Origin of the sequence: Anaerosacchariphilus hominis (assembly GCF_014290175.1) — a bacterium.
In the GTDB taxonomy this organism is placed as follows: domain Bacteria; phylum Bacillota; class Clostridia; order Lachnospirales; family Lachnospiraceae; genus Laedolimicola; species Laedolimicola hominis.
The window spans coordinates 383,576-403,149 of sequence record NZ_JACOOR010000002.1; the positions used below are offsets into that span (position 1 = coordinate 383,576).

The window sequence follows — 19,574 nt, forward strand, 5'->3', positions numbered from 1 at the left end:
CATGTGGAATTTTTTACTTGCGTTTATTCCGAGAGCCATTGTACAGGGCGTGCCTCTTCTCTACGGAAGCACCGGTGAAATCATCACCCAGAAATCCGGTAACCTGAATCTGGGAATCCCCGGTGTCATGTACGTGGGCGCCATCAGCGGCGTTATCGGCTCTTTCCTTTACGAGAACTCCACGGCGAACCTGAATCCGATGCTGGCCATCCTGATTCCCATGCTGTGCTGTCTCTTAGGGTCTCTTCTGATGGGCCTTCTGTATTGCTTCCTGACCGTAACCTTACGGGCCAATCAGAACGTAACCGGTCTGGCCATGACCACCTTCGGCGTGGGCTTTGGTAACTTCTTCGGAGGCTCCTTAATCAAGCTGGTAGACAGCGACGTGCCCTCCATCGCCCTGAGCGCCACCAGCAGTTACTTCAGCAAATCCCTGCCCTTCGCATCGAAGCTGGGCTGGTTCGGCAAGCTGTTCTTATCCTACGGTTTCCTGGCCTACCTGGCTGTTGCCATTGCGCTGGCAGCGTCCTATTTCCTGAACCACACCCGGAAAGGCCTGCATCTGCGGGCAGTGGGCGAGAATCCGAACACCGCGGACGCCGTGGGTATCAATGTATCCAGGTATAAATACGTCGCCACCTGCGTGGGCTGTATGATCGCGGGTCTGGGCGGTCTCTACTACGTCATGGATTACGCCTGTGGCGTCTGGTCCAACGACGCCTTCGGTGACAGAGGCTGGCTGGCCATCGCCCTGGTAATCTTCACCATCTGGAGACCGAACCTGAGCATCCTGGCGTCCTTCCTCTTCGGCGGCCTGTACATCATTTACCTGTATATTCCCACCGGCATGGATCACATGGAGTATCAGGAGCTCTACAAGATGATTCCCTACGTGGTTACCCTGGTGGTGCTGGTGGTCACCAGCGTCCGAAGCAAGCGGGAAAATCAGCCGCCGGAAAGTCTTGGTGTACCGTATTTCCGGGAGGAACGGTAAAAGTAAAATATGGAAAATGTGTCTAAAACGCCGAATCTATAGGGAATACAGGGGATTGTCCTTGCTTTTATACACGAAATCCCGTATAATATCAATTTGGATTGTGTAAAAACAAAGCAGAAAAACAGGAGAATCACATGATTACACTGAACGACTATCTGTATTCCGGCGACACAGTCATGGGAATACTGAAAAAATACAAACGGGATCTGGCGGTGGACGCAGCGCGCACGGGCAATGAGATCGATGAGATTCACTGTGACTTTCTGCAGAACATCATCGACCTTCTGGAGCACAACGAGTTCCTGACGGCCCAGTCCCAGAAGATTCGGGAATTCTATATGTACCTGTCCAAGCAGTACCCCTGGCTGGCCTTTACCTTCAAGGGACGGATCAAATCCCTGATCCGGGCCGAAGAGAAATTCAATGGATATATTGTCAAAGATATTTACAAATATTATGTGGCGAACGGGGTTTATCCGCCGGTAGAAGAACTCAGAAAACGACTGGTGAAATTCCGGGATCTCATCGCCTACCGCATCGTTATCTCCATGCCCCGGTGTCATGTGGAGCCGGGAAAGGATAAGGCTCGGGAAGAAATGAAGTGCCTTTACGAGATCGCCAACACCCTGCCCGCTTTTCTGGAGGAGCGCGGCTTTACGGCCCAGATGACCGGCGGCGTCAAGCGGAGCGATTCGCCTCTTATGGAGGAAAAAAACAGAGATTACTACCGGGATTACATTTGGAATAAGAACCGTTCCGAGTATCAGTCCCTGCATATCACCTTCTTTGACAGCAGCGCTAACTGTTACATGGAGGTGCAGATCCGGACCAAGGAAATGGACGATACCGCCGAGATCGGTATCGCCAACCATGCAGCCTATGAGAAGCGTCAGGAGCGGGAGAGGGCCCGCCGTCACAGGATTCCTGAAGGGGAGTGCGTCTGGTTTGACGAGGCGTATGAGCGTGGAATGCTGCTTCAGCAGTTGGAGCTCTCAAAGGTAGACGTGAATATGTTCGGGGCCGCAGATAACAGCCTTATCAACGACGGCTGCGGCCTGTTCCGGGGACGGCTGATTCTTCCCTACGAGCATTTGTCCCGGTTCCAGAATGATCAGATATGATTCAGAAAGGATCAGATAAAAAAGACTTGACAAAAATTTCCAGATAAATTAGGATATACCTGTACAGCAGCGGAGGGCTCCGTGCCGATCCGTTACTGTACAGGTTTCTTTCACTGACAGCGGCCTGCTGTATCGCCGGTTCCGGCAAAAATCCCTTTTTGACTTGACAGAAGAGAAAAAGTATAATAATATTAGAACCAGAAATACGAACAGATATTCGTGAACGTGTGTTTGAGAAGAGTGAAAAGATAAAGGAGAAAAAAATGGTAAAAGAAGAAAAGCAGAAAGCACTGGACGCGGCCCTGGCCCAGATTGAAAAGCAGTTTGGAAAGGGATCTGTCATGAAGCTGGGAGATAAGGGCGCGAATATGCAGATCGAGACCACGCCTACCGGCTGTCTGAGTCTGGATCTGGCTTTGGGACTGGGCGGCATTCCCAAGGGAAGAATCGTGGAGGTATATGGACCGGAGTCCAGTGGTAAGACTACGGTGGCCCTGCACATGGTAGCGGAGGTACAGAAGCGGGGAGGCATAGCCGGCTTTATTGACGCGGAACATGCGCTGGATCCTGTATATGCGAAGAACATCGGCGTAGATATTGATAATCTTTACATATCCCAGCCGGATAACGGGGAGCAGGCCCTGGAGATTGCGGAGACCATGGTGCGTTCCGGCGCTGTGGATATCATCATCGTGGACTCGGTAGCAGCCCTGGTTCCCAAGGCTGAGATTGAGGGCGATATGGGAGATTCCCATGTGGGTCTGCAGGCCCGGCTCATGTCCCAGGCCCTGCGGAAGCTGACAGCCGTGATCAGTAAGTCTAACTGTAGCGTGATCTTTATCAACCAGCTCCGTGAAAAGGTGGGTGTCATGTTCGGCAGCCCGGAGGTCACCACCGGAGGCCGTGCCCTGAAGTTCTACTCCTCCATCCGTATGGATGTGCGCCGGATCGAGACCCTGAAGCAGGGCGGAGAGATGGTAGGTAACCGGACCAGAATCCGTGTGGTGAAGAACAAGATCGCGCCACCCTTTAAGGAAGCAGAGTTTGATATCATGTTCGGTGAAGGTATCTCCCGGGAGGGCGACATCCTGGATCTGGCGGCGAATACGGGCGTGGTGAACAAGAGTGGCGCCTGGTACGCGTACAATGGCGACAAGATCGGCCAGGGACGTGAGAATGCCAAGCAGTTCCTGAAGCAGAATCCGGAGATTTGTCAGGAGATCGAGGCCCGGGTACGGGAAGGCTTCGGACTGGATGGCGCAGAGACGGCAGAGGAGAAGACGGACGCGGCAGGAAAGAAGAATGAGAGCGAGACAGCAGAGAAGTAAGTCAGAGGACGGAACAGAGAAAAAGGAAAAGTCCGGAGACGCCAAGCGGGCCAAGCACCGGGCACTGTATATTCTGGAACGCAGCGACCGTACCGAGCGGGAGCTGAGGGAAAAGCTGGAAAAAAATTATGTGCCGGAGGCGGTGGAGGAAGCCATCGCCTACGTGAAGGAGTACCATTATATTGATGATCGGCGTTACGCGGTGAACTATCTGAATACCCGGGGACGGGTGAAGAGCAGCCGGCAGGTGGAGCAGGAGCTCCTTTATAAAAAGGGAATTTCCAAGGAAGTACTGGAGGAGGCCAGGAGGGAAGCGGAGCCCCAGGATGAGAGCGGGCAGATCCGCAGATGGATGGAGAAAAAAAAGATTCATCCGGAGACGGCAGACCGGGACGAGCTGCGCCGGTTCTATCTCTTCCTGATGCGGAGAGGCTTTCGCAGTGAAGATATTCTGCGGGAAATACGAAGCCGGGATATGGAGAACGAATATTAACTTTTTTGTACAAATCCAGGTGAAAAAAAGCAAGTTAGCTTGACATAATACGAAAATAAGTATAAAATTTAAATGTTGTATGTTATGTTCTTTGTACAATGAAAACTAAATAAGGAGGTGCTCCTGTGCCGTTTTATATTCCGATAATAGTTGCACTGGTGTGTATCGTGGTTACAGCTCTTGTTACCACCTATGTACGCAAAACGACCATCGAAAAGAAAGTCGGGAACGCGGAAGAGAAAGCAAGAGAGATCATCGACGACGCATTAAAGGTTGCAGAACGGTCCAAGCGCGAGGCTTTGCTGGAGGCGAAGGAAGAGTCGCTGAAGACAAAGAACGAGCTGGAAAAGGAAACAAAGGAACGCAGAGCGGAGCTGCAGCGTTATGAACGCAGAGTCCTTGCGAAAGAGGAAGCTCTTGACAAGAAATCTGATGCGCTGGAGAGACGTGAAGCAAGTTATGCGGCCAAAGAGGAGAAGCTTGCGAAACAAAGTGCAGAGCTGAACAAGCTTCAGGAAAAAAGAGTGCAGGAACTGGAAAGAATCTCTGGTCTAACCTCCGAACAAGCAAAAGATTATTTATTAAAGACTGTTGAAGACGAAGTAAAACATGAAACCGCCGTGCTGGTCAAAGAAATGGAAAGCAGGGCAAAGGAAGAAGCCGACAAGAAAGCGAAGGAGTATGTGGTAACAGCGATCCAGAAATGCGCTGCAGATCATGTGGCGGAGACGACGATCTCTGTGGTACAGCTTCCAAATGACGAGATGAAGGGCAGAATCATCGGTCGGGAAGGTCGAAATATCCGTACGTTGGAGACGATGACGGGTATCGATCTGATTATTGATGATACACCGGAAGCGGTTATTTTGTCAGGCTTTGATCCGATTCGCCGTGAAGTGGCGAGAATTGCGCTGGAAAAACTGATTGTGGACGGCCGTATCCATCCGGCCCGCATTGAGGAAATGGTAGAGAAAGCGCAGAAGGAAGTGGAGACCATGATTCGCGAGGAAGGCGAGGCAGCCGTTCTCGAGGTCGGTGTCCATGGAATTCACCCGGAGCTGGTAAAGCTTCTGGGAAGAATGAAGTTCCGTACCAGCTACGGTCAGAATGCTTTGAAGCATTCCATCGAGGTAGCCCATTTGGCAGGTCTGCTGGCAGGCGAGGTAGGCGTCGATGTCCGTATGGCGAAGAGAGCGGGTCTGCTTCATGACATTGGAAAGTCCATTGACCATGAAGTGGAAGGGTCTCATATCCAGATCGGTGCCGAGTTGTGCAGAAAGTACAAGGAATCACCCATCGTCATCAATGCAGTGGAGTCACACCACGGGGATACAGAACCTACGTCCCTTATCGCATGTCTTGTACAGGCTGCAGATACTATTTCCGCAGCTCGTCCGGGTGCGAGAAGAGAGACCCTGGAGACGTATACCAATCGGTTAAAACAGTTAGAAGATATCGCCAATGGTTTCAAGGGCGTAGACAAGTCTTTTGCTATTCAGGCAGGTAGAGAGATTCGTGTCATGGTAGTTCCAGATCAGGTAGATGATGCTGCCATGGTATTACTGGCAAGAGATATTTCCAAGCAGATTGAAGCTGAGTTGGAGTATCCGGGTCAGATCAAGGTAAATGTTATCCGCGAGAGCAGAGTAACAGATTACGCAAAATAAAAAGACGAAGGATGTCGCGGGGCGGCATCCTTTTTCGATCAAAGAACCATCAAAGATCAGGTACTTCTGGATTTTCGGAGTATCCTGCAAGGGAAAAAGGAGGAAAAGAGATGGCAGAAATCGGATTCATTGGAATGGGAAATATGGGCTATGCTCTGTTAAAAGGACTGTTAAAGGAGTTTCCGGCGGAATCTTTGGTGTTCACAGCGAAGACAGATGAGACCAGACGGCGGGTTTATTCTGAGACCCAGGTGGCCTACACCCAGTCCAACGCGGAATGCGCCAATGCCTGCAAATACGTGGTGCTGGCGGTAAAGCCACAGTACTATCCGGCTGTGCTGAAGCAGATCCGTTATGCGGTGACACCGGAGCATGTGGTGATTTCCCTGGCTCCCGGTATCACCATCGACAGCCTGAAGGATGTGCTGGGCTCCGACCGGCGGATCGTGCGCGCCATGCCCAATACCCCGGCTCTCATCGGAGAAGGCATGACAGGGCTGGCCTATCGCGCTGAGGAGTTCAGCGAGGACGAGCTCGGAATGGTACACAAGCTCTTTGGCAGCGTGGGCCGTTATGCGGACGTGGAAGAGCGGATGATGAGTGCCGTGGTCTGCGCCAGCGGAAGCTCCCCGGCCTATGTATATCAGTTCATCGAAGCCCTGGCGGATGGGGCCGTGCAGTTCGGCCTGCCCCGGGCTCAGGCCTATACCTTTGCGGCCCAGGCAGTGGCGGGAGCTGCAAAGATGGTACTGGAGACCGGAGAGCATCCGGCGGCCCTGAAGGATAAGGTGTGCTCCCCGGGCGGCACCACCATCGCCGGAGTGGCAGCCCTGGAGGACGCAGGAATGAGGGGGGCGATCCTGAAGGCCTGCAAAGCCTGCTGGGAAAAGTCAGAAGGAATGCAGTAATAAAACTGGAATGAAAAAGAAGGACCTCCCATACACTGAAAAGTGTATGGGAGGTTATTTTATGAAAAAACGGTACATGGACAGTCGAAACCGGTTTTTACCTTTGTTTCTGGCAGGCTTTGCCATGGGAATCCTGTACATTCTCATATTTGGAAAGAACGTGGCCCGGGAGACCAGCCTCATGAGCCGTTATTTCTTTTCCAAATATCAGCAGATCGAGTTTGCTTCAGACGAGCTGTTCTGGTATATCTGGAGATCCCGCTGGTCCGTGACGGCAGTTCTGTGGCTCACCGGTCTCACAGTCCTGGGTACGGCTGCAGTGTATATCTTTTTATTCTGGATCGGAATGGCCCTGGGTGTTACAGTGACCACAGCGGCGGTAAAGCTGGGGTTTATGGGGGTGCTGCTCTGCGTGGCCAGCGGTCTGCCCCAGTTTGTCCTTTATATACCTGCGGGCTGTTGGTTCCTGAAGAAGGTGCAGGAGATGTCGGTGGGTCAGGAGGGAGGCAGAGCCTGGCACAGCGGAAAGAACCAGACCCGGTTTTACGCCCTGGTGGGACTGGTGGCCTGTCTTCTGACTTTGCTGGGGGTATTCCTGGAGGCCTATGTGAATCCCATGTTTCTGAAGACCCTGTTGTCCTCGAAAGCTTTTTCCTGAAAAGGTTATCAACGAAGCTTTGGAAGAAAAAGATGGAAAAAACGAAAAAGATGATTGATTTTCTGCGGCTTTGTCACTATAATGAAATTCAGATTCCCTCTTTTCGGAGAAGAAGGGGGAAAGTGTGATACAGGCAGTTTGAGGGGCAGTCAGCGATATGGAACAGGAGATTAAGGGGTTTGTGTCCTATTTACACAATGTAAAGAGGACCTCCAGAAATACAGAGCTCTCATATCAGAGAGACTTGATGAAAATGATGCGTTTTCTTCACAGACAGCAGGTGGAAAAGGCGGAAGAAGTGACGGAGACGAACCTCCATTCCTACATTCTTGACTTGGAAAAAAATGGAATGTCAGCAGCCACCGTATCCCGGAATATCGCTTCCATGAAGGGTTTTTACCTATATCTGCGGGAGGAAGGAACCATCGCGGCGGATCCGGCGGAGCATCTGAAGGCTCCGAAAGTGGAAAAGAAGCTTCCGGATATTCTCACCGTGGAGGAGACGGAGCGTCTGTTGAACCAGCCGGAAGAACGCACGGCCAAGGGCATCCGGGACAAAGCCATGCTGGAGCTTCTGTATGCCACAGGCATGAGGGTCACGGAGTTAATCTCTCTTCGGATGACGGATGTGAACTGGGAGCAGCAGTATATTATCTGCCGTGACCGGAACAAGGAGCGGATGATTCCCTTTGGCAATACAGCCAGAAAGGCTCTGGAGCAGTATCGGGAGAAAGCCCGGCCGGAACTCATCGGCGAGCAGGACTGCGGGATGCTGTTTCCCAACTGTTCCGGGAAAAGCATGAGCCGTCAGGGATTCTGGAAGGTGCTGAAGCAGTACGCCAGACAGGCCGGTATTCAGATGGACATTACGCCTCACACCCTCAGGCACGCCTTTGCGGCCCACCTGGTGGAGAACGGCGCGGATCTTCACGCGGTACAGGAGATGCTGGGCCATTCGGATATCTCCACCACCATGATGTACACAGCCCGGACCCGGGAGATTTATGAGAAGGCGCATCCCAGGGGATAGACCTGGGCTAAAGTATAACAGATAAAAGCAGGAGAGACTTTCAGGCACATCCCTGGAAATCTCTCCTGTTTTTTGAGTTGAAATTGTCAGCACCGTTCCGCGATCTCATACAGCAGGCGCTCGGAATCCTCCCAGCCCAGGCAGGCGTCGGTGATGGACTTGCCGTAAATGTGGTCGTGGATCCCCTGGTTGCCCTCCTCGATGTAGCTTTCAATCATGACGCCCTTGACCATACGATGGATGTCGTCGGCACAGGAACGGCTGTGGAGTACCTCTTTGACGATACGGATCTGCTCCTTGAACTGCTTGTTGGAGTTGTTGTGGTTTGCGTCCACGATGCAGGCCGGATTTTTCAGCTCCCGCTCCGCGTAGAGATTGCAGAGGTTCCGCAGGTTCTCGTAGTGATAGTTGGGCAGGGAAACGCCGCGCTCATTGACAGCGCCGCGCAGAACCACATGGGCCAGATCATTTCCGCTGGTCTGTACGTCCCAGCCGCGGTAAATGAAGGAATGTCCGTGCTGCGCCGCGTAGACGGAGTTCAGCATGACAGAGAAGTCGCCGCTGGTGGGGTTCTTCATGCCGGTGGGCACATCGATACCGCTGGATACCAGACGATGCTGCTGGTTCTCCACGGAGCGGGCTCCAATGGCCACGTAGGAAAGGAAGTCCATAACGTAGCGCAGGTTCTCCGGGTACAGCATTTCGTCGGCTGCGGTGAGACCGGTCTCTTCGATGGCGCGGATGTGCATGTGGCGCAGGGCGATGATGCCTGCCAGCGGGTCCGGCTTCTTCTCCGGGTCCGGCTGGTGCATGATGCCCTTGTAGCCGTCGCCGGTGGTACGGGGCTTATTGGTGTAGATGCGGGGGATGATCAGAACCTTGTCCTTAATCTTCTCCTGGATGGGAACCAGACGGCGCACATAGTCGCAGACTGCTTCCTCGTTATCGGCGGAACAGGGGCCGATGATGGCCAGAAACTTGTCGGATTCGCCGGTAAAGACCTTACGGATCTCCTTGTCCCGTTCTTCTTTTATCTTTGCCACACGGGCAGGAACCGGATAGAGCTCGCGGGTTTCCTGGGGGGTGGGCAGCTTCTGGATGAAATCAAATCCCATTTTTCATAACTCCTCGTTTGTATATATTGATTGCGGACGTTCGAAGCGCAGGCCGCAGACCCGCCCGCCGAACTGTTTCTATCATAATACAACCTCCATCAAATGTCACGCAGAATTTTACATTAATTATGTAGGTAATCCCTCAGCGCTTTCAGATTCATCCCGCATACCGCCAGCTGCCCCGCCAGGAGTCCCCAGAGGCAGCCCTGAATTCCGAAGGAGGGGACGAAGGCCAGTACAAAGAAAATGCGGATCAGGATGCCAGTCAGATTGTTGAAGAATCCGGTGCCGGTACGGCCCAGGCCGTTCAGGATGCTGTGGAGAGTTCCGTTCAGATAGAGGAAGGGACAGATCCAGGCCAGGGTCATGATGAATTCTCCGGCCATCCGGCTGTGGAAGAAAAAGTCTCCCAGGAAACTTCCGGCCAGAAGGAAAAAGACTGTGAAGGCGATCCCCAGAGGCAGGCAGAAGGCCACGGTTCGGCGGACGGTGCGGGTCAGGTCCTGATGCTCTCCGGCGGCCTGGGATTCGGAGACCGAGGGCAGCAGCATGACGGAAACCGCATTAGTGAGGACGCTGGGAAAGAGGATAAAGGAAAGGGCCATGCCGGAAAGAGTTCCGTAGATACTGAGGGCCTCTTCGGAGGTATGGCCGTACTGCTGGAGACAGAGGGGCAGAAGGATGGATTCGGCGCTGGCCAGCAGATTGATGCAGAGCCGGTTGGCGGTGACAGGCAGGGCCAGCCGGAGCATGGGAAGAGCCAGGGAACCGCCGGAAGCCGCAGGGGAGAGACTCTGGGAAGCAGACGCAGCCCTCCCGGTGTATTCGCCGGAGACAAAAAAGAGACAGAAGAGCATGGAAGCGAACTCCCCCAGAACCAGGCCAACCACAGCGGTCAGAGGCGTCAGGCTGTCCCCGTGCTCCGTCACCACCCGGTAAATGAGAAACACAGCGCCCACTCGGGAAAACTGCTCAAAAAGCTGGGCTGCCGCAGGGATGGCCGGTCGTTTGGAGCCGTAGTAATAGCCGCAGATGCAGGAGTGGCAGGCGCCGAAGGGAATGGTGAAAGCCAGGATCTGTAAAAGCCTGACGGTGCGGATCTCCTGCAAAACCCTGAGAGCCAGAAAGGAAGCATTGGTATAGAGAAAATAGGCGGTGGGAAGGGCCAGCCCCAGGGCCAGTCCCAGGCCCACAGTCAGCACATGACGGGCGCGTTCCGGACGGCCGGAGCCATTTTCCCGGGAGACGAAGCGGGAGATGGCGATCTCGGATCCGGAGGTGGTCAACGCATAGCAGACACCGTAGATGGGAAAAATCATCTGATAGATACCGATGCCCTCGGCACCGATGGTACGGCTCAGGAATATTTTATAGAAGAAACCGATGAGACGGGTAACGAGGCCCGCGCCGGTCAGAAGCAGAGTGCCGGTAATCAGGGGATGGGAATGATGTTTCAAATGATATTTCATGGGCGCTCCCGGGTAACAAATTATAAGTAATATATGGTAAAATCCCGCTTGACAGAACTGTAGTTGAGTGATATTATCAAAACTGAAATCCGACAAAAACGCTCGGAATTCACCCAATATCCTTTGAGTGCGAGGTGGCAATATGAAATTGTCTACAAAAGGAAGATATGGACTTCGCGCACTGATCGATTTGGCCCTGTACAGTGAAAATGAGACGGTTTCCATCGCCAGTATTTCTGCCAGACAGAATATATCCGAAAGCTATCTGGAGCAGCTGATTGCGAAGCTTCGCAAGGCGGGACTGGTGACGAGCGTCAGAGGCGCGGGCGGCGGATACAAGCTTGCCAGACCGGCATCGGAGATCTCCGTGGGAGATATCTTACGGGCGCTGGAGGGAAGCTTGGACGCTGTGAACTGCCCGGGACTGGAAGAGGAAAGTTCCTGCGACGGTTCCGAGTTCTGCGTGACCAAGTACGTCTGGCAGAAGATTAATGACAGCATTAATCGGACGGTAGACGAGATTAAGCTGGAACAGCTGGTCGAAGAGAGCAGAAGCATGAAGGATGAAGCCGGGACGAAAGAAAGTACGTCTTGTTGCATCTAAAAGAGAAGGAGATATCACCATGAAGAAGTTAATTTATCTGGATAATGCGGCGACCACAAAGACGGCGCCGGAAGTCGTAGAGGCTATGCTGCCCTATTTCACAGAGCACTATGGAAATCCCTCTACCGTATACAGCCTTGGCGGCGAGAGCAAAAAGGCCATCACAGCAGCAAGAGAGACCATCGCAGGCGCCCTGGGCGCGCAGACCGAGGAGATCTATTTTACCGCAGGCGGCAGCGAGTCCGATAACTGGGCACTGAAGGCTACGGCAGAAGCATATAAGAGCAAGGGAAATCACATCATTACCACAAAGATTGAGCATCACGCCATCCTGCACTCCTGCGAGTGGCTGGAGAAGCACGGCTACGAGATCACCTACCTGCCGGTGGATGAAAATGGCGTGGTGAAGATCGACGAGCTGAAGAAAGCCATCCGTCCGGAGACCATCCTGATTTCTGTAATGTTCGCGAACAATGAGATCGGAACCATTCAGCCCATCAGGGAGATCGGCGAGATCGCCCATGAGCATGGCATTCTGTTCCACACCGACGCGGTACAGGCCTTCGGCCAGGTGCCGATTAATGTAGACGAGTACCATATCGACATGCTCAGCGCCAGCGGCCATAAGCTGAACGGCCCCAAGGGTATCGGTTTCCTGTACATCCGTAAGGGCGTGAAGATCCGTTCCTTCGTACACGGCGGAGCCCAGGAGCGCAAGCGTCGTGCAGGTACCGAGAACGTGCCGGGTATCGTAGGACTGGGCAAGGCCACCGAGCGTGCCATGGCTACCATGAAGGAGCGTACCGATAAGGAGATCGAGCTTCGTGATTACCTGATTGACCGTGTTCTGAAGGAGATTCCCTACACCAGACTGAACGGCCACAGAACCACCCGTCTTCCGAACAACGCGAACTTCAGTTTCCAGTTCGTCGAGGGCGAGTCCCTGCTTATCATGCTTGACATGGAAGGCATCTGCGGTTCTTCAGGTTCCGCCTGCACCTCTGGATCCCTGGATCCGTCCCACGTGCTGCTGGCCATCGGCCTGCCCCACGAAATCGCCCACGGTTCTCTGAGACTGACTCTGAATGAGGAGATTACCAAAGAGGATCTGGACTTCGTAGTGGAGAATCTGAAGCGGATCATTGACAGACTGAGAAGCATGTCTCCGTTGTACGAAGACTTCGTTAAGAAAAATAAATAATAGTTCAAAATAGAGGAGAAATCAATTATGTACAGTGAAAAGGTAATGGATCATTTTCAGCATCCCCGTAACGTGGGAGAGATAGAGAATGCCAGCGGCGTAGGAACCGTAGGAAACGCAAAGTGCGGCGACATCATGCGTATGTATCTGGATATCGACGACAACGGTGTCATTCAGGACTGTAAGTTCAAGACTTTCGGCTGCGGCGCAGCAGTAGCTACCAGCAGCATGGCTACCGAGCTGGTAAAGGGCAAGACCATCCAGCAGGCCCTGGAGGTTACCAACAAAGCTGTTATGGAGGCCCTGGACGGACTTCCCCCTGTGAAAGTTCATTGCTCCCTGCTGGCTGAGGAGGCTATCCATGCGGCACTCTGGGATTACGCAGAGAAGCATGGTATCAAGATCGAAGGTCTGAAGAAGCCGAAGTCCGATATCCATGAGGGCGAGGAAGAAGAGGGCGAGGACTACTAAAATCAGGTTCGCCGGAGATATAGAAAATGGCAAAGAAAAAAGTAGTAGTAGGAATGTCCGGCGGCGTGGATTCCTCCGTGGCGGCCTATCTCTTAAAGGAGCAGGGTTACGAGGTCATCGGGGCCACCATGCAAATCTGGCAGGACGAGGATGAGTTCACCCAGGAGGAAAATGGAGGCTGCTGCGGCCTGTCCGCCGTGGACGACGCAAGAAGGGTGGCGGCTCAGCTGGATATTCCCTATTATGTTATGAATTTTAAGACGGATTTCAAAAAGGCTGTCATGGATTATTTCGTGGCGGAATACCTGGCGGGCCGGACCCCAAACCCCTGCATCGCCTGTAACCGCTATGTGAAATGGGAGGCTCTCTTAAAACGAAGTTTGGAGATCGGTGCGGATTATATCGCCACGGGCCATTATGCCCGGGTGGAGCAGCTGCCAAACGGCCGTTACGCCATCTGCAATTCCGTTACCGCTGCCAAAGATCAGACGTACGCCCTTTATAATCTGACTCAGGAGCAGCTGTCCCATACCTTGATGCCGGTGGGTGCCTATACCAAGGATGAGATCCGGGAAATCGCAGAAAAGCTTGGTTTTCGTGTGGCAAAGAAGCCGGACAGTCAGGAGATCTGTTTCGTGCCGGATCAGGACTACGCGGGCTTCATCGAGCGAACCACCGGAGAGCCCTCCAAAGAGGGCAATTTCGTCACAGCAGACGGAACGGTGCTGGGCCGTCACAAGGGTATCATCCACTATACCATCGGCCAGAGGAAAGGCCTGGGTCTGGCTATGGGCCACCGTGTGGTGGTGACCGAAATTCGCCCGGAGACCAACGAGGTGGTCATCGGCGAGCAGGAGGATGTCTTTACCACGACCCTTTTCGCCAATCGGCTGAATTATATGTCGGAGCCCGTTTTCCCCGAAGGGAAAGAGGTTCTGGCCAAGATCCGCTATAACCACAGGGGTTCCCCCTGTGTGATTCACCGGGAGGGAGACGACCTGGTACGCGTGGAGTTCAAAGAACCCGTTCGGGCCGTGACCCCAGGCCAGGCCGTGGTGTTCTACGACGGCGATTATGTGCTGGGCGGCGGGACCATTATCCGGACGCCGGAGCCGTGCCAGAAAGCGAAGCAGGGCATGAAAAAATAAAGTATGAGCAGGGAGACGCAATCCCTGCTCATTTTTGGGTTTCTATAGATAGTAAGGTTTTAGAGCGGAACAAACTCCGGCTTCCGCTCCCGGAATACTGTAAAGTACCGGAATCCGCAGTGCCGCAGCACCTCTCTGGCGTCCTCAAAGCGATAAGCCACATATTCGGTGGTATGGGCGTCCGATCCCATGGTAATGATTTCACCGCCAAGCTCCTTGTAGCGGCGCAGTACATCGTGACAGGGATTTGGCTCGGAAAGCCCGGCTTTATAGCCGCCGGTGTTGAGCTCGATGCCCTTGCCTTTTTCGATAAGAAGCTTCAGAATCGCGTCCACCCGGTCAGCGTAGGTCCGGTAGGAGAAGCGGCGTTCACCCCGGGGAATATAGCGGATGATATAATCCAGGTGCCCGTATACATCAAAATCATCAAAACTGCGTATATTATCGAGTGTCACATCCAGATATCGGCGGATACCGGAGGACACGTCCAGGGCAGCCCAGAAATCAGGATAATAGGGATCCATCCGGTCTACCAGATGGGTGGAGCCAATGAGAAAATCAAAGGACTTGTCTGAAAGCCATTGCCGGCAGGATGCTCCCAGGTGGGGCTGAAGTCCCAGCTCCGCGCCGATGCGGATCTCAATGCGCTCCCGGTAAGTCTCCTGAAGCCGGTGCATTTCCCGGAAATAGGCCTCTGTATCCAGGTCAAAACTCACGTCGTCATAGGGGTAATCCAGGTCCAGATGCTCGGTCATGCACAGGAGATCAAGGCCCTTTTGAATCCCTGTTTTTACCGTGTCCTCGGTGGGCGTCTCGCTGTCACCGGAAAAGCAGGAATGTAAGTGGTAATCTGCGGTCATATTTTTTCCCTCCCGGGATCAATATACACCCATATTAATCGAAAAAATATACAATGACAAGAAAAAGATCGGCTGTAAATTCGCTGTTCTGACAAAAATCCCACAATCTATGTCAAAATAGAGAATTGGTACTTGCTTTTTTGTATTGAATTCGGTACAATAATGACAGGTTGGGCCTGTCCCTACAGCAGGATGAGGACCACAAAATAATCTAAATTCATATTTAGGAGGAAATTCAAAATGGCAGTAAAAGTAGCGATTAACGGTTTCGGACGTATCGGTAGACTTGCATTCAGACAGATGTTTGGCGCAGAGGGATATGAGGTTGTAGCAATCAACGACCTGACAAGCCCGAAGATGCTGGCTCACCTGTTAAAATATGATTCTTCTCAGGGTAAGTACGCTCTGGCAGATACCGTATCTGCAACAGAAGATTCCATCATCGTTGATGGCAAGGAGATCAAGATCTACGCAAAGGCTAACGCAGCTGAGCTTCCCTGGGGAGAGATCGGCGTAGACGTAGTTCTGGAGTGTACCGGATTCTACACCTCCAAGGAGAAGGCTTCTGCTCATATCGCAGCAGGCGCTAAGAAGGTAGTTATCTCCGCTCCGGCTGGAAACGACCTTCCGACCATCGTTTACAATGTAAACCATGAGACACTGACCAAAGAGGATACTGTAATTTCCGCAGCTTCCTGTACTACAAACTGCCTGGCTCCGATGGCAAAGGCTCTGAATGACTACATGCCCATCGAGTCCGGTATCATGTGCACCATCCACGCTTACACAGGCGACCAGATGATCCTTGACGGACCGCAGAGAAAGGGTGACCTGAGAAGAAGCCGTGCAGGCGCAGTAAATATCGTTCCGAACAGCACAGGAGCAGCTAAGGCAATCGGCCTTGTTATTCCGGAGCTGAACGGCAAGCTCATCGGCGCTGCACAGCGTGTACCGACCCCGACTGGTTCTACCACTATCCTGAACGCAGTTGTTAAGGGCGAGGCTACTGTTGAGGGTATCAACGCAGCTATGAAGGCTCAGACCACAGAGTCCTTCGGATACAACACAGATGAGATCGTATCTTCTGATATCGTTGGTATGAGATTTGGTTCTCTGTTCGACGCTACTCAGACCATGGTTGTAAACCTTGGCAACGGCACATCTCAGGTACAGGTTGTTTCCTGGTATGACAACGAGAACTCCTACGTATCTCAGATGGTTCGTACAATCAAGTACTTTGCGGAATTAGCATAAGCCATGCGAAAGCCGGAAAGGGCAGACGCATCGTGCTTGCACGTAAGCGGCTGGGCTTTCCGGGTTTCATAGGGCGCAGCCCGGCGACCGAGATGAAGCGAAGCGAAATCAAGGTGCGTGGCGAGAGCGGCCATTGAATTAAGACCTATTAAGAGGTCCGGTCTTTATGGACCGGACCTCTTTTTATGGAATAGGAAATTCCGATAGAATTCCCTATTCCATAAAAGCAAGCAGAGCTTGCAAAAATGCGCACTCGGCGCAGTGGTAGATGGTTGCCAAGGCAACCGCGCCTCGGCGCGAGAATGTGCCAATGGCACATTCTATTTCATCTATTAAATCGATAAGGAGAGATTGAGATGTTAAACAAGAAATCTGTAGATGACATCAATGTAAAAGGACAGCGCGTCCTGGTAAGATGCGATTTTAACGTACCGCTGAAGGATGGCAAGATCACAGACGAGAACCGTCTGGTAGCAGCACTGCCCACCATCAAGAAGCTGATCGCTGATGGCGGCAAGGTAATCCTTTGCTCCCATCTGGGCAAGCCCAAGGGAGAGCCGAAGCCGGAGCTGTCTCTGGCGCCGGTAGCAAAGAGACTTTCCGAGCTTCTGGGCCAGGAAGTAAAGTTCGCAGCTGATCCGGAGGTTGTAGGACCGAACGCAAAGGCAGCTGTAGCGGCTATGAAGGACGGCGAGGTAGTTCTCCTTGAGAACACCCGTTACCGCGCAGAGGAGACCAAGAACGGAGAGGCATTCTCCAAGGAGCTGGCTTCCCTGGCAGACGTATTTGTAAACGACGCATTCGGAACCGCGCACCGCGCGCACTGCTCCAACGTAGGCGTAACCCAGTATGTAAAGACTTCTGTAGTAGGATACCTGATGCAGAAGGAGATCAACTTCCTGGGCAACGCAGTCAACAACCCGGAGCGTCCCTTCGTAGCGATTCTGGGCGGCGCAAAGGTTGCAGACAAGCTGAATGTTATCGCAAACCTGCTTGAGAAGTGCGACACTCTGATCATCGGCGGCGGAATGGCTTACACCTTCCTGAAGGCAAAGGGCTACGAGGTAGGAACCTCTCTGGTAGACGACGAGAAGATCGACTACTGCAAGGAGATGATGGAGAAGGCTGAGAAGCTTGGCAAGAAGCTGCTTCTTCCGGTGGACACCACTATCGCAAAAGAGTTCCCGAACCCCATCGACGCTGAGATCGAGGTATCCGTAGTTCCCTCCAATGAGATTCCGGCTGACATGATGGGTCTGGATATTGGAACCAAGACAGCAGAGCTGTACGCAGAGGCTGTGAAGTCCGCGAAGACCGTTGTATGGAACGGACCCATGGGCGTATTTGAGAACCCGATCCTGGCAAAGGGTACCATCGCAGTAGCGAAGTCCCTGGCTGAGACAGACGCAACCACCATCATCGGCGGCGGCGACTCCGCAGCAGCAGTCAACACACTGGGCTTCGGCGACAAGATGACTCACATCTCCACAGGCGGCGGCGCATCTCTGGAATTCCTTGAGGGCAAGGAGCTTCCGGGCGTAGCAGCAGCTAACGACCTGTAAGATAAGGAATAGTTATGAGCAGTGCCGGAACAGGAAAATTGAAGATTTTCCGAATCTGCGCTGCGAAATAAATATATAATAGAGGAGAACAAAACAATGGCAAGAAAGAAAATTATCGCTGGTAACTGGAAAATGAACATGACTCCCAGCGAGGCAGTAGAACTGGTAAACACCTTAAAGCCGCTGGTAGCAAACGATGATGTAGACGTAGTATTCTGCGTACCGGCCATCGACATCATCCCGGTCGTAGAGGCTGTCAAGGGATCCAACATCCAGGTTGGTGCTGAGAACATGTACTTCGAGGAGAAGGGTGCTTACACAGGCGAGATTTCCCCGAACATGCTGACAGACGCTGGCGTTAAGTATGTTATCCTTGGACATTCCGAGAGACGTGAGTACTTCGCAGAGACCAGCGAGACTGTAAACAAGAAGATGCTGAAAGCATTCGAGCATGGTCTTACACCGATCATGTGCTGCGGCGAGACTCTGACTCAGAGAGAGCAGGGTGTGACCATGGACTTCATCCGTCAGCAGGTTAAGGTTGGTTTCCAGGGCGTAACAGCCGATCAGGCAAAGGAAGCTGTTATCGCTTATGAGCCGATCTGGGCTATCGGAACCGGCAAGACCGCTACCACCGAGCAGGCTCAGGAAGTTTGCGCTGGTATCCGCGCTTGCATCGCAGAGATCTACGATGAGGCAACTGCAGCAGCTATCCGTATCCAGTACGGCGGATCTGTAAACGCAGCTACCGCTCCGGAACTTTTCGCACAGGCAGACATCGACGGCGGCCTGGTAGGCGGCGCAGCTCTGAAGCCGGACTTCGGAAAGATTGTAAATTACAAGTAAGTCTGAAATTTTAGGCAAAATAGCCAAATATAACGCTATAAAACGTGATAAAAAGCCATTTGATTTAGCTGATATTGCTAATCAAATGGCTTTTTATTATGCTTTATAATCTTTTTAGTATCACCTTTTAGTATCACCCTAGTATCACCCTAATACAGCACCAAATGCCAATGTTGTAAAGACAGTGTTGATGGCGGAGATTTGTGAGGTTGAAAAATGACTTGCTATTGTGCGGACATTTGTGTATAATAAGGGTAGAAGAAAATGCAGCATAAGAAAGGAGACATTCTATATGGCAGCAAAATCGGCGAATTTATATGCGAGAATAGAACCGGATGTGAAAGAGCAGGCGGAAAGCATTTTATCTACCCTTGGAATTCCGGCTTCTAATGCAATCAATATGTTTTATAAACAAATTATTTTACAGAGAGGACTTCCGTTTGAAGTAAAAATTCCATCTGCAAGACCTGTTGATATCAGCGCATTATCGGAAGCAGAGTTCCATGAAGAATTGGAAAAGGGATATGCAGATGTGCAGGCGGGACGCACCAAAAATGCAAGAGAAGTATTTGATGCGATACGTAAGGATTATGGCTTATGATATAGGAAAACAGTTGAGATCCTGCGTGTGATGTATGGCGGACGCAACATTGATAAGCAATTAAATCTTTACACAAAGCAATAAAAACCAGTAAAGAGTGCATGGAAAAGAAAAATTTCTTCCCATACACTCTTTTTTTGACATTTTTTATACGAAATCAGCGTCCTGATTCGTATTACTTAATAGGAAAAAACGTCTTAGATTATCTTCATCCAAGACGCTTTTCTGAATCCTATATTAC

19 protein-coding genes are annotated in these 19,574 nt (G+C 52.1%); 16 read left to right on the forward strand and 3 right to left on the reverse strand.

What is annotated here, in order from left to right; translation table 11 throughout:
- The first annotated feature begins 1 nt into the window (after position 1).
- The 8 genes from H8S44_RS04305 to xerD all read left to right on the forward strand — a co-directional run bounded on the left by H8S44_RS04305 (position 2) and on the right by xerD (position 8,202).
- Positions 2 to 994, forward strand: coding sequence for an ABC transporter permease (locus tag H8S44_RS04305; RefSeq protein WP_186873116.1), 993 nt, complete (start codon positions 2 to 4; stop codon positions 992 to 994).
- 137 nt (positions 995 to 1,131) lie between these two features.
- Entirely contained in the window at positions 1,132 to 2,118 is a 987-nt protein-coding gene (locus tag H8S44_RS04310; RefSeq protein ID WP_186873115.1) for a nucleotidyltransferase family protein, read from the forward strand.
- Positions 2,119 to 2,381: 263 nt separating this feature from the next.
- Entirely contained in the window at positions 2,382 to 3,446 is a 1,065-nt protein-coding gene (gene recA / locus H8S44_RS04315) for a recombinase RecA (RefSeq protein WP_186873114.1), read from the forward strand.
- Positions 3,421 to 3,939, forward strand: a complete 519-nt coding sequence (locus H8S44_RS04320) for a regulatory protein RecX (protein WP_186873113.1) — start codon at positions 3,421 to 3,423, stop codon at positions 3,937 to 3,939. The genes recA and H8S44_RS04320 overlap by 26 nt, the downstream gene beginning before the upstream one ends.
- Positions 3,940 to 4,064: 125 nt before the next feature.
- Positions 4,065 to 5,606 (forward strand): ribonuclease Y, encoded by a 1,542-nt coding sequence (gene rny / locus H8S44_RS04325; RefSeq protein ID WP_186873112.1) that lies wholly within the window; start codon positions 4,065 to 4,067, stop codon positions 5,604 to 5,606.
- 110 nt (positions 5,607 to 5,716) lie between these two features.
- A complete protein-coding gene (gene proC, locus H8S44_RS04330) occupies positions 5,717 to 6,514 on the forward strand; it encodes a pyrroline-5-carboxylate reductase (protein WP_186873111.1) in 798 nt (265 codons plus the stop codon).
- Between the two features lie 61 nt (positions 6,515 to 6,575).
- A complete protein-coding gene (locus H8S44_RS04335; RefSeq protein WP_186873110.1) occupies positions 6,576 to 7,172 on the forward strand; it encodes a stage II sporulation protein M in 597 nt (198 codons plus the stop codon).
- Positions 7,173 to 7,329: 157 nt separating this feature from the next.
- Positions 7,330 to 8,202 carry a site-specific tyrosine recombinase XerD gene (gene xerD, locus H8S44_RS04340; protein WP_186873109.1) on the forward strand — a complete coding sequence of 291 codons (873 nt, stop codon included), beginning with the start codon at positions 7,330 to 7,332 and terminating at the stop codon, positions 8,200 to 8,202.
- Between the two features lie 86 nt (positions 8,203 to 8,288).
- Here the strand turns inward: xerD and H8S44_RS04345 are convergent, their stop codons facing one another.
- Positions 8,289 to 9,317, reverse strand: a complete 1,029-nt coding sequence (locus tag H8S44_RS04345) for a 3-deoxy-7-phosphoheptulonate synthase (protein WP_186873108.1) — start codon at positions 9,315 to 9,317, stop codon at positions 8,289 to 8,291.
- A gap of 122 nt (positions 9,318 to 9,439) precedes the next feature.
- Positions 9,440 to 10,786: a polysaccharide biosynthesis protein gene (locus H8S44_RS04350; RefSeq protein WP_186873107.1), complete on the reverse strand. Its 1,347-nt coding sequence runs from the start codon at positions 10,784 to 10,786 to the stop codon at positions 9,440 to 9,442.
- Between the two features lie 142 nt (positions 10,787 to 10,928).
- Here H8S44_RS04350 and H8S44_RS04355 point away from each other — a divergent pair, with 142 nt between their 5' ends.
- From H8S44_RS04355 to mnmA, 4 genes are read left to right on the forward strand one after another with little or no spacing between them, the layout of a single operon-like run.
- Complete coding sequence (locus H8S44_RS04355) at positions 10,929 to 11,390, forward strand: RrF2 family transcriptional regulator (protein ID WP_186873106.1); 462 nt, start codon at positions 10,929 to 10,931, stop codon at positions 11,388 to 11,390.
- Between the two features lie 19 nt (positions 11,391 to 11,409).
- The gene (gene nifS / locus H8S44_RS04360) at positions 11,410 to 12,591 is read left to right on the forward strand and encodes a cysteine desulfurase NifS (RefSeq protein WP_186873105.1); all 1,182 of its coding nucleotides are present in this window, start codon (positions 11,410 to 11,412) and stop codon (positions 12,589 to 12,591) included.
- A gap of 27 nt (positions 12,592 to 12,618) precedes the next feature.
- Entirely contained in the window at positions 12,619 to 13,062 is a 444-nt protein-coding gene (gene nifU / locus H8S44_RS04365; protein WP_158363365.1) for a Fe-S cluster assembly scaffold protein NifU, read from the forward strand.
- Positions 13,063 to 13,088: 26 nt separating this feature from the next.
- Positions 13,089 to 14,210 (forward strand): tRNA 2-thiouridine(34) synthase MnmA, encoded by a 1,122-nt coding sequence (mnmA, locus tag H8S44_RS04370; protein WP_186873104.1) that lies wholly within the window; start codon positions 13,089 to 13,091, stop codon positions 14,208 to 14,210.
- 59 nt (positions 14,211 to 14,269) lie between these two features.
- On the opposite strand, the gene H8S44_RS04375 is transcribed toward mnmA, so the two are convergent.
- Positions 14,270 to 15,070 (reverse strand): histidinol-phosphatase HisJ family protein, encoded by an 801-nt coding sequence (locus tag H8S44_RS04375; RefSeq protein ID WP_186873103.1) that lies wholly within the window; start codon positions 15,068 to 15,070, stop codon positions 14,270 to 14,272.
- A 240-nt stretch (positions 15,071 to 15,310) separates the two neighbouring features.
- On the opposite strand from H8S44_RS04375, the gene gap reads away from it, so the two are divergent.
- The 4 genes from gap to H8S44_RS04395 all read left to right on the forward strand — a co-directional run bounded on the left by gap (position 15,311) and on the right by H8S44_RS04395 (position 19,333).
- A complete protein-coding gene (gene gap, locus H8S44_RS04380) occupies positions 15,311 to 16,324 on the forward strand; it encodes a type I glyceraldehyde-3-phosphate dehydrogenase (RefSeq protein WP_186873102.1) in 1,014 nt (337 codons plus the stop codon).
- Between the two features lie 356 nt (positions 16,325 to 16,680).
- Positions 16,681 to 17,886 (forward strand): phosphoglycerate kinase, encoded by a 1,206-nt coding sequence (locus tag H8S44_RS04385; protein ID WP_186997528.1) that lies wholly within the window; start codon positions 16,681 to 16,683, stop codon positions 17,884 to 17,886.
- Positions 17,887 to 17,982: 96 nt separating this feature from the next.
- On the forward strand, positions 17,983 to 18,732 hold the full coding sequence (gene tpiA, locus H8S44_RS04390) for a triose-phosphate isomerase (RefSeq protein WP_186997529.1): 750 nt from the start codon (positions 17,983 to 17,985) through the stop codon (positions 18,730 to 18,732).
- A gap of 292 nt (positions 18,733 to 19,024) precedes the next feature.
- Complete coding sequence (locus H8S44_RS04395) at positions 19,025 to 19,333, forward strand: type II toxin-antitoxin system RelB/DinJ family antitoxin (RefSeq protein ID WP_178038033.1); 309 nt, start codon at positions 19,025 to 19,027, stop codon at positions 19,331 to 19,333.
- Positions 19,334 to 19,574: the final 241 nt, after the last annotated feature.

Bases quoted from the DNA above. Each gene is read 5' to 3' on its own strand.
- H8S44_RS04305 (WP_186873116.1), top strand. From the start codon at position 2: ATGTGGAATTTTTTACTTGCGTTTATTCCGAGAGCCATTGTACAGGGC.
- H8S44_RS04310 (WP_186873115.1), top strand. From the start codon at position 1,132: ATGATTACACTGAACGACTATCTGTATTCCGGCGACACAGTCATGGGA.
- recA (WP_186873114.1), top strand. From the start codon at position 2,382: ATGGTAAAAGAAGAAAAGCAGAAAGCACTGGACGCGGCCCTGGCCCAG.
- H8S44_RS04320 (WP_186873113.1), top strand. From the start codon at position 3,421: ATGAGAGCGAGACAGCAGAGAAGTAAGTCAGAGGACGGAACAGAGAAA.
- proC (WP_186873111.1), top strand. From the start codon at position 5,717: ATGGCAGAAATCGGATTCATTGGAATGGGAAATATGGGCTATGCTCTG.
- H8S44_RS04335 (WP_186873110.1), top strand. From the start codon at position 6,576: ATGAAAAAACGGTACATGGACAGTCGAAACCGGTTTTTACCTTTGTTT.
- xerD (WP_186873109.1), top strand. From the start codon at position 7,330: ATGGAACAGGAGATTAAGGGGTTTGTGTCCTATTTACACAATGTAAAG.
- H8S44_RS04345 (WP_186873108.1), bottom strand. From the start codon at position 9,317: ATGGGATTTGATTTCATCCAGAAGCTGCCCACCCCCCAGGAAACCCGC.
- H8S44_RS04350 (WP_186873107.1), bottom strand. From the start codon at position 10,786: ATGAAATATCATTTGAAACATCATTCCCATCCCCTGATTACCGGCACT.
- H8S44_RS04355 (WP_186873106.1), top strand. From the start codon at position 10,929: ATGAAATTGTCTACAAAAGGAAGATATGGACTTCGCGCACTGATCGAT.
- nifS (WP_186873105.1), top strand. From the start codon at position 11,410: ATGAAGAAGTTAATTTATCTGGATAATGCGGCGACCACAAAGACGGCG.
- nifU (WP_158363365.1), top strand. From the start codon at position 12,619: ATGTACAGTGAAAAGGTAATGGATCATTTTCAGCATCCCCGTAACGTG.
- mnmA (WP_186873104.1), top strand. From the start codon at position 13,089: ATGGCAAAGAAAAAAGTAGTAGTAGGAATGTCCGGCGGCGTGGATTCC.
- H8S44_RS04375 (WP_186873103.1), bottom strand. From the start codon at position 15,070: ATGACCGCAGATTACCACTTACATTCCTGCTTTTCCGGTGACAGCGAG.
- gap (WP_186873102.1), top strand. From the start codon at position 15,311: ATGGCAGTAAAAGTAGCGATTAACGGTTTCGGACGTATCGGTAGACTT.
- H8S44_RS04385 (WP_186997528.1), top strand. From the start codon at position 16,681: ATGTTAAACAAGAAATCTGTAGATGACATCAATGTAAAAGGACAGCGC.
- tpiA (WP_186997529.1), top strand. From the start codon at position 17,983: ATGGCAAGAAAGAAAATTATCGCTGGTAACTGGAAAATGAACATGACT.
- H8S44_RS04395 (WP_178038033.1), top strand. From the start codon at position 19,025: ATGGCAGCAAAATCGGCGAATTTATATGCGAGAATAGAACCGGATGTG.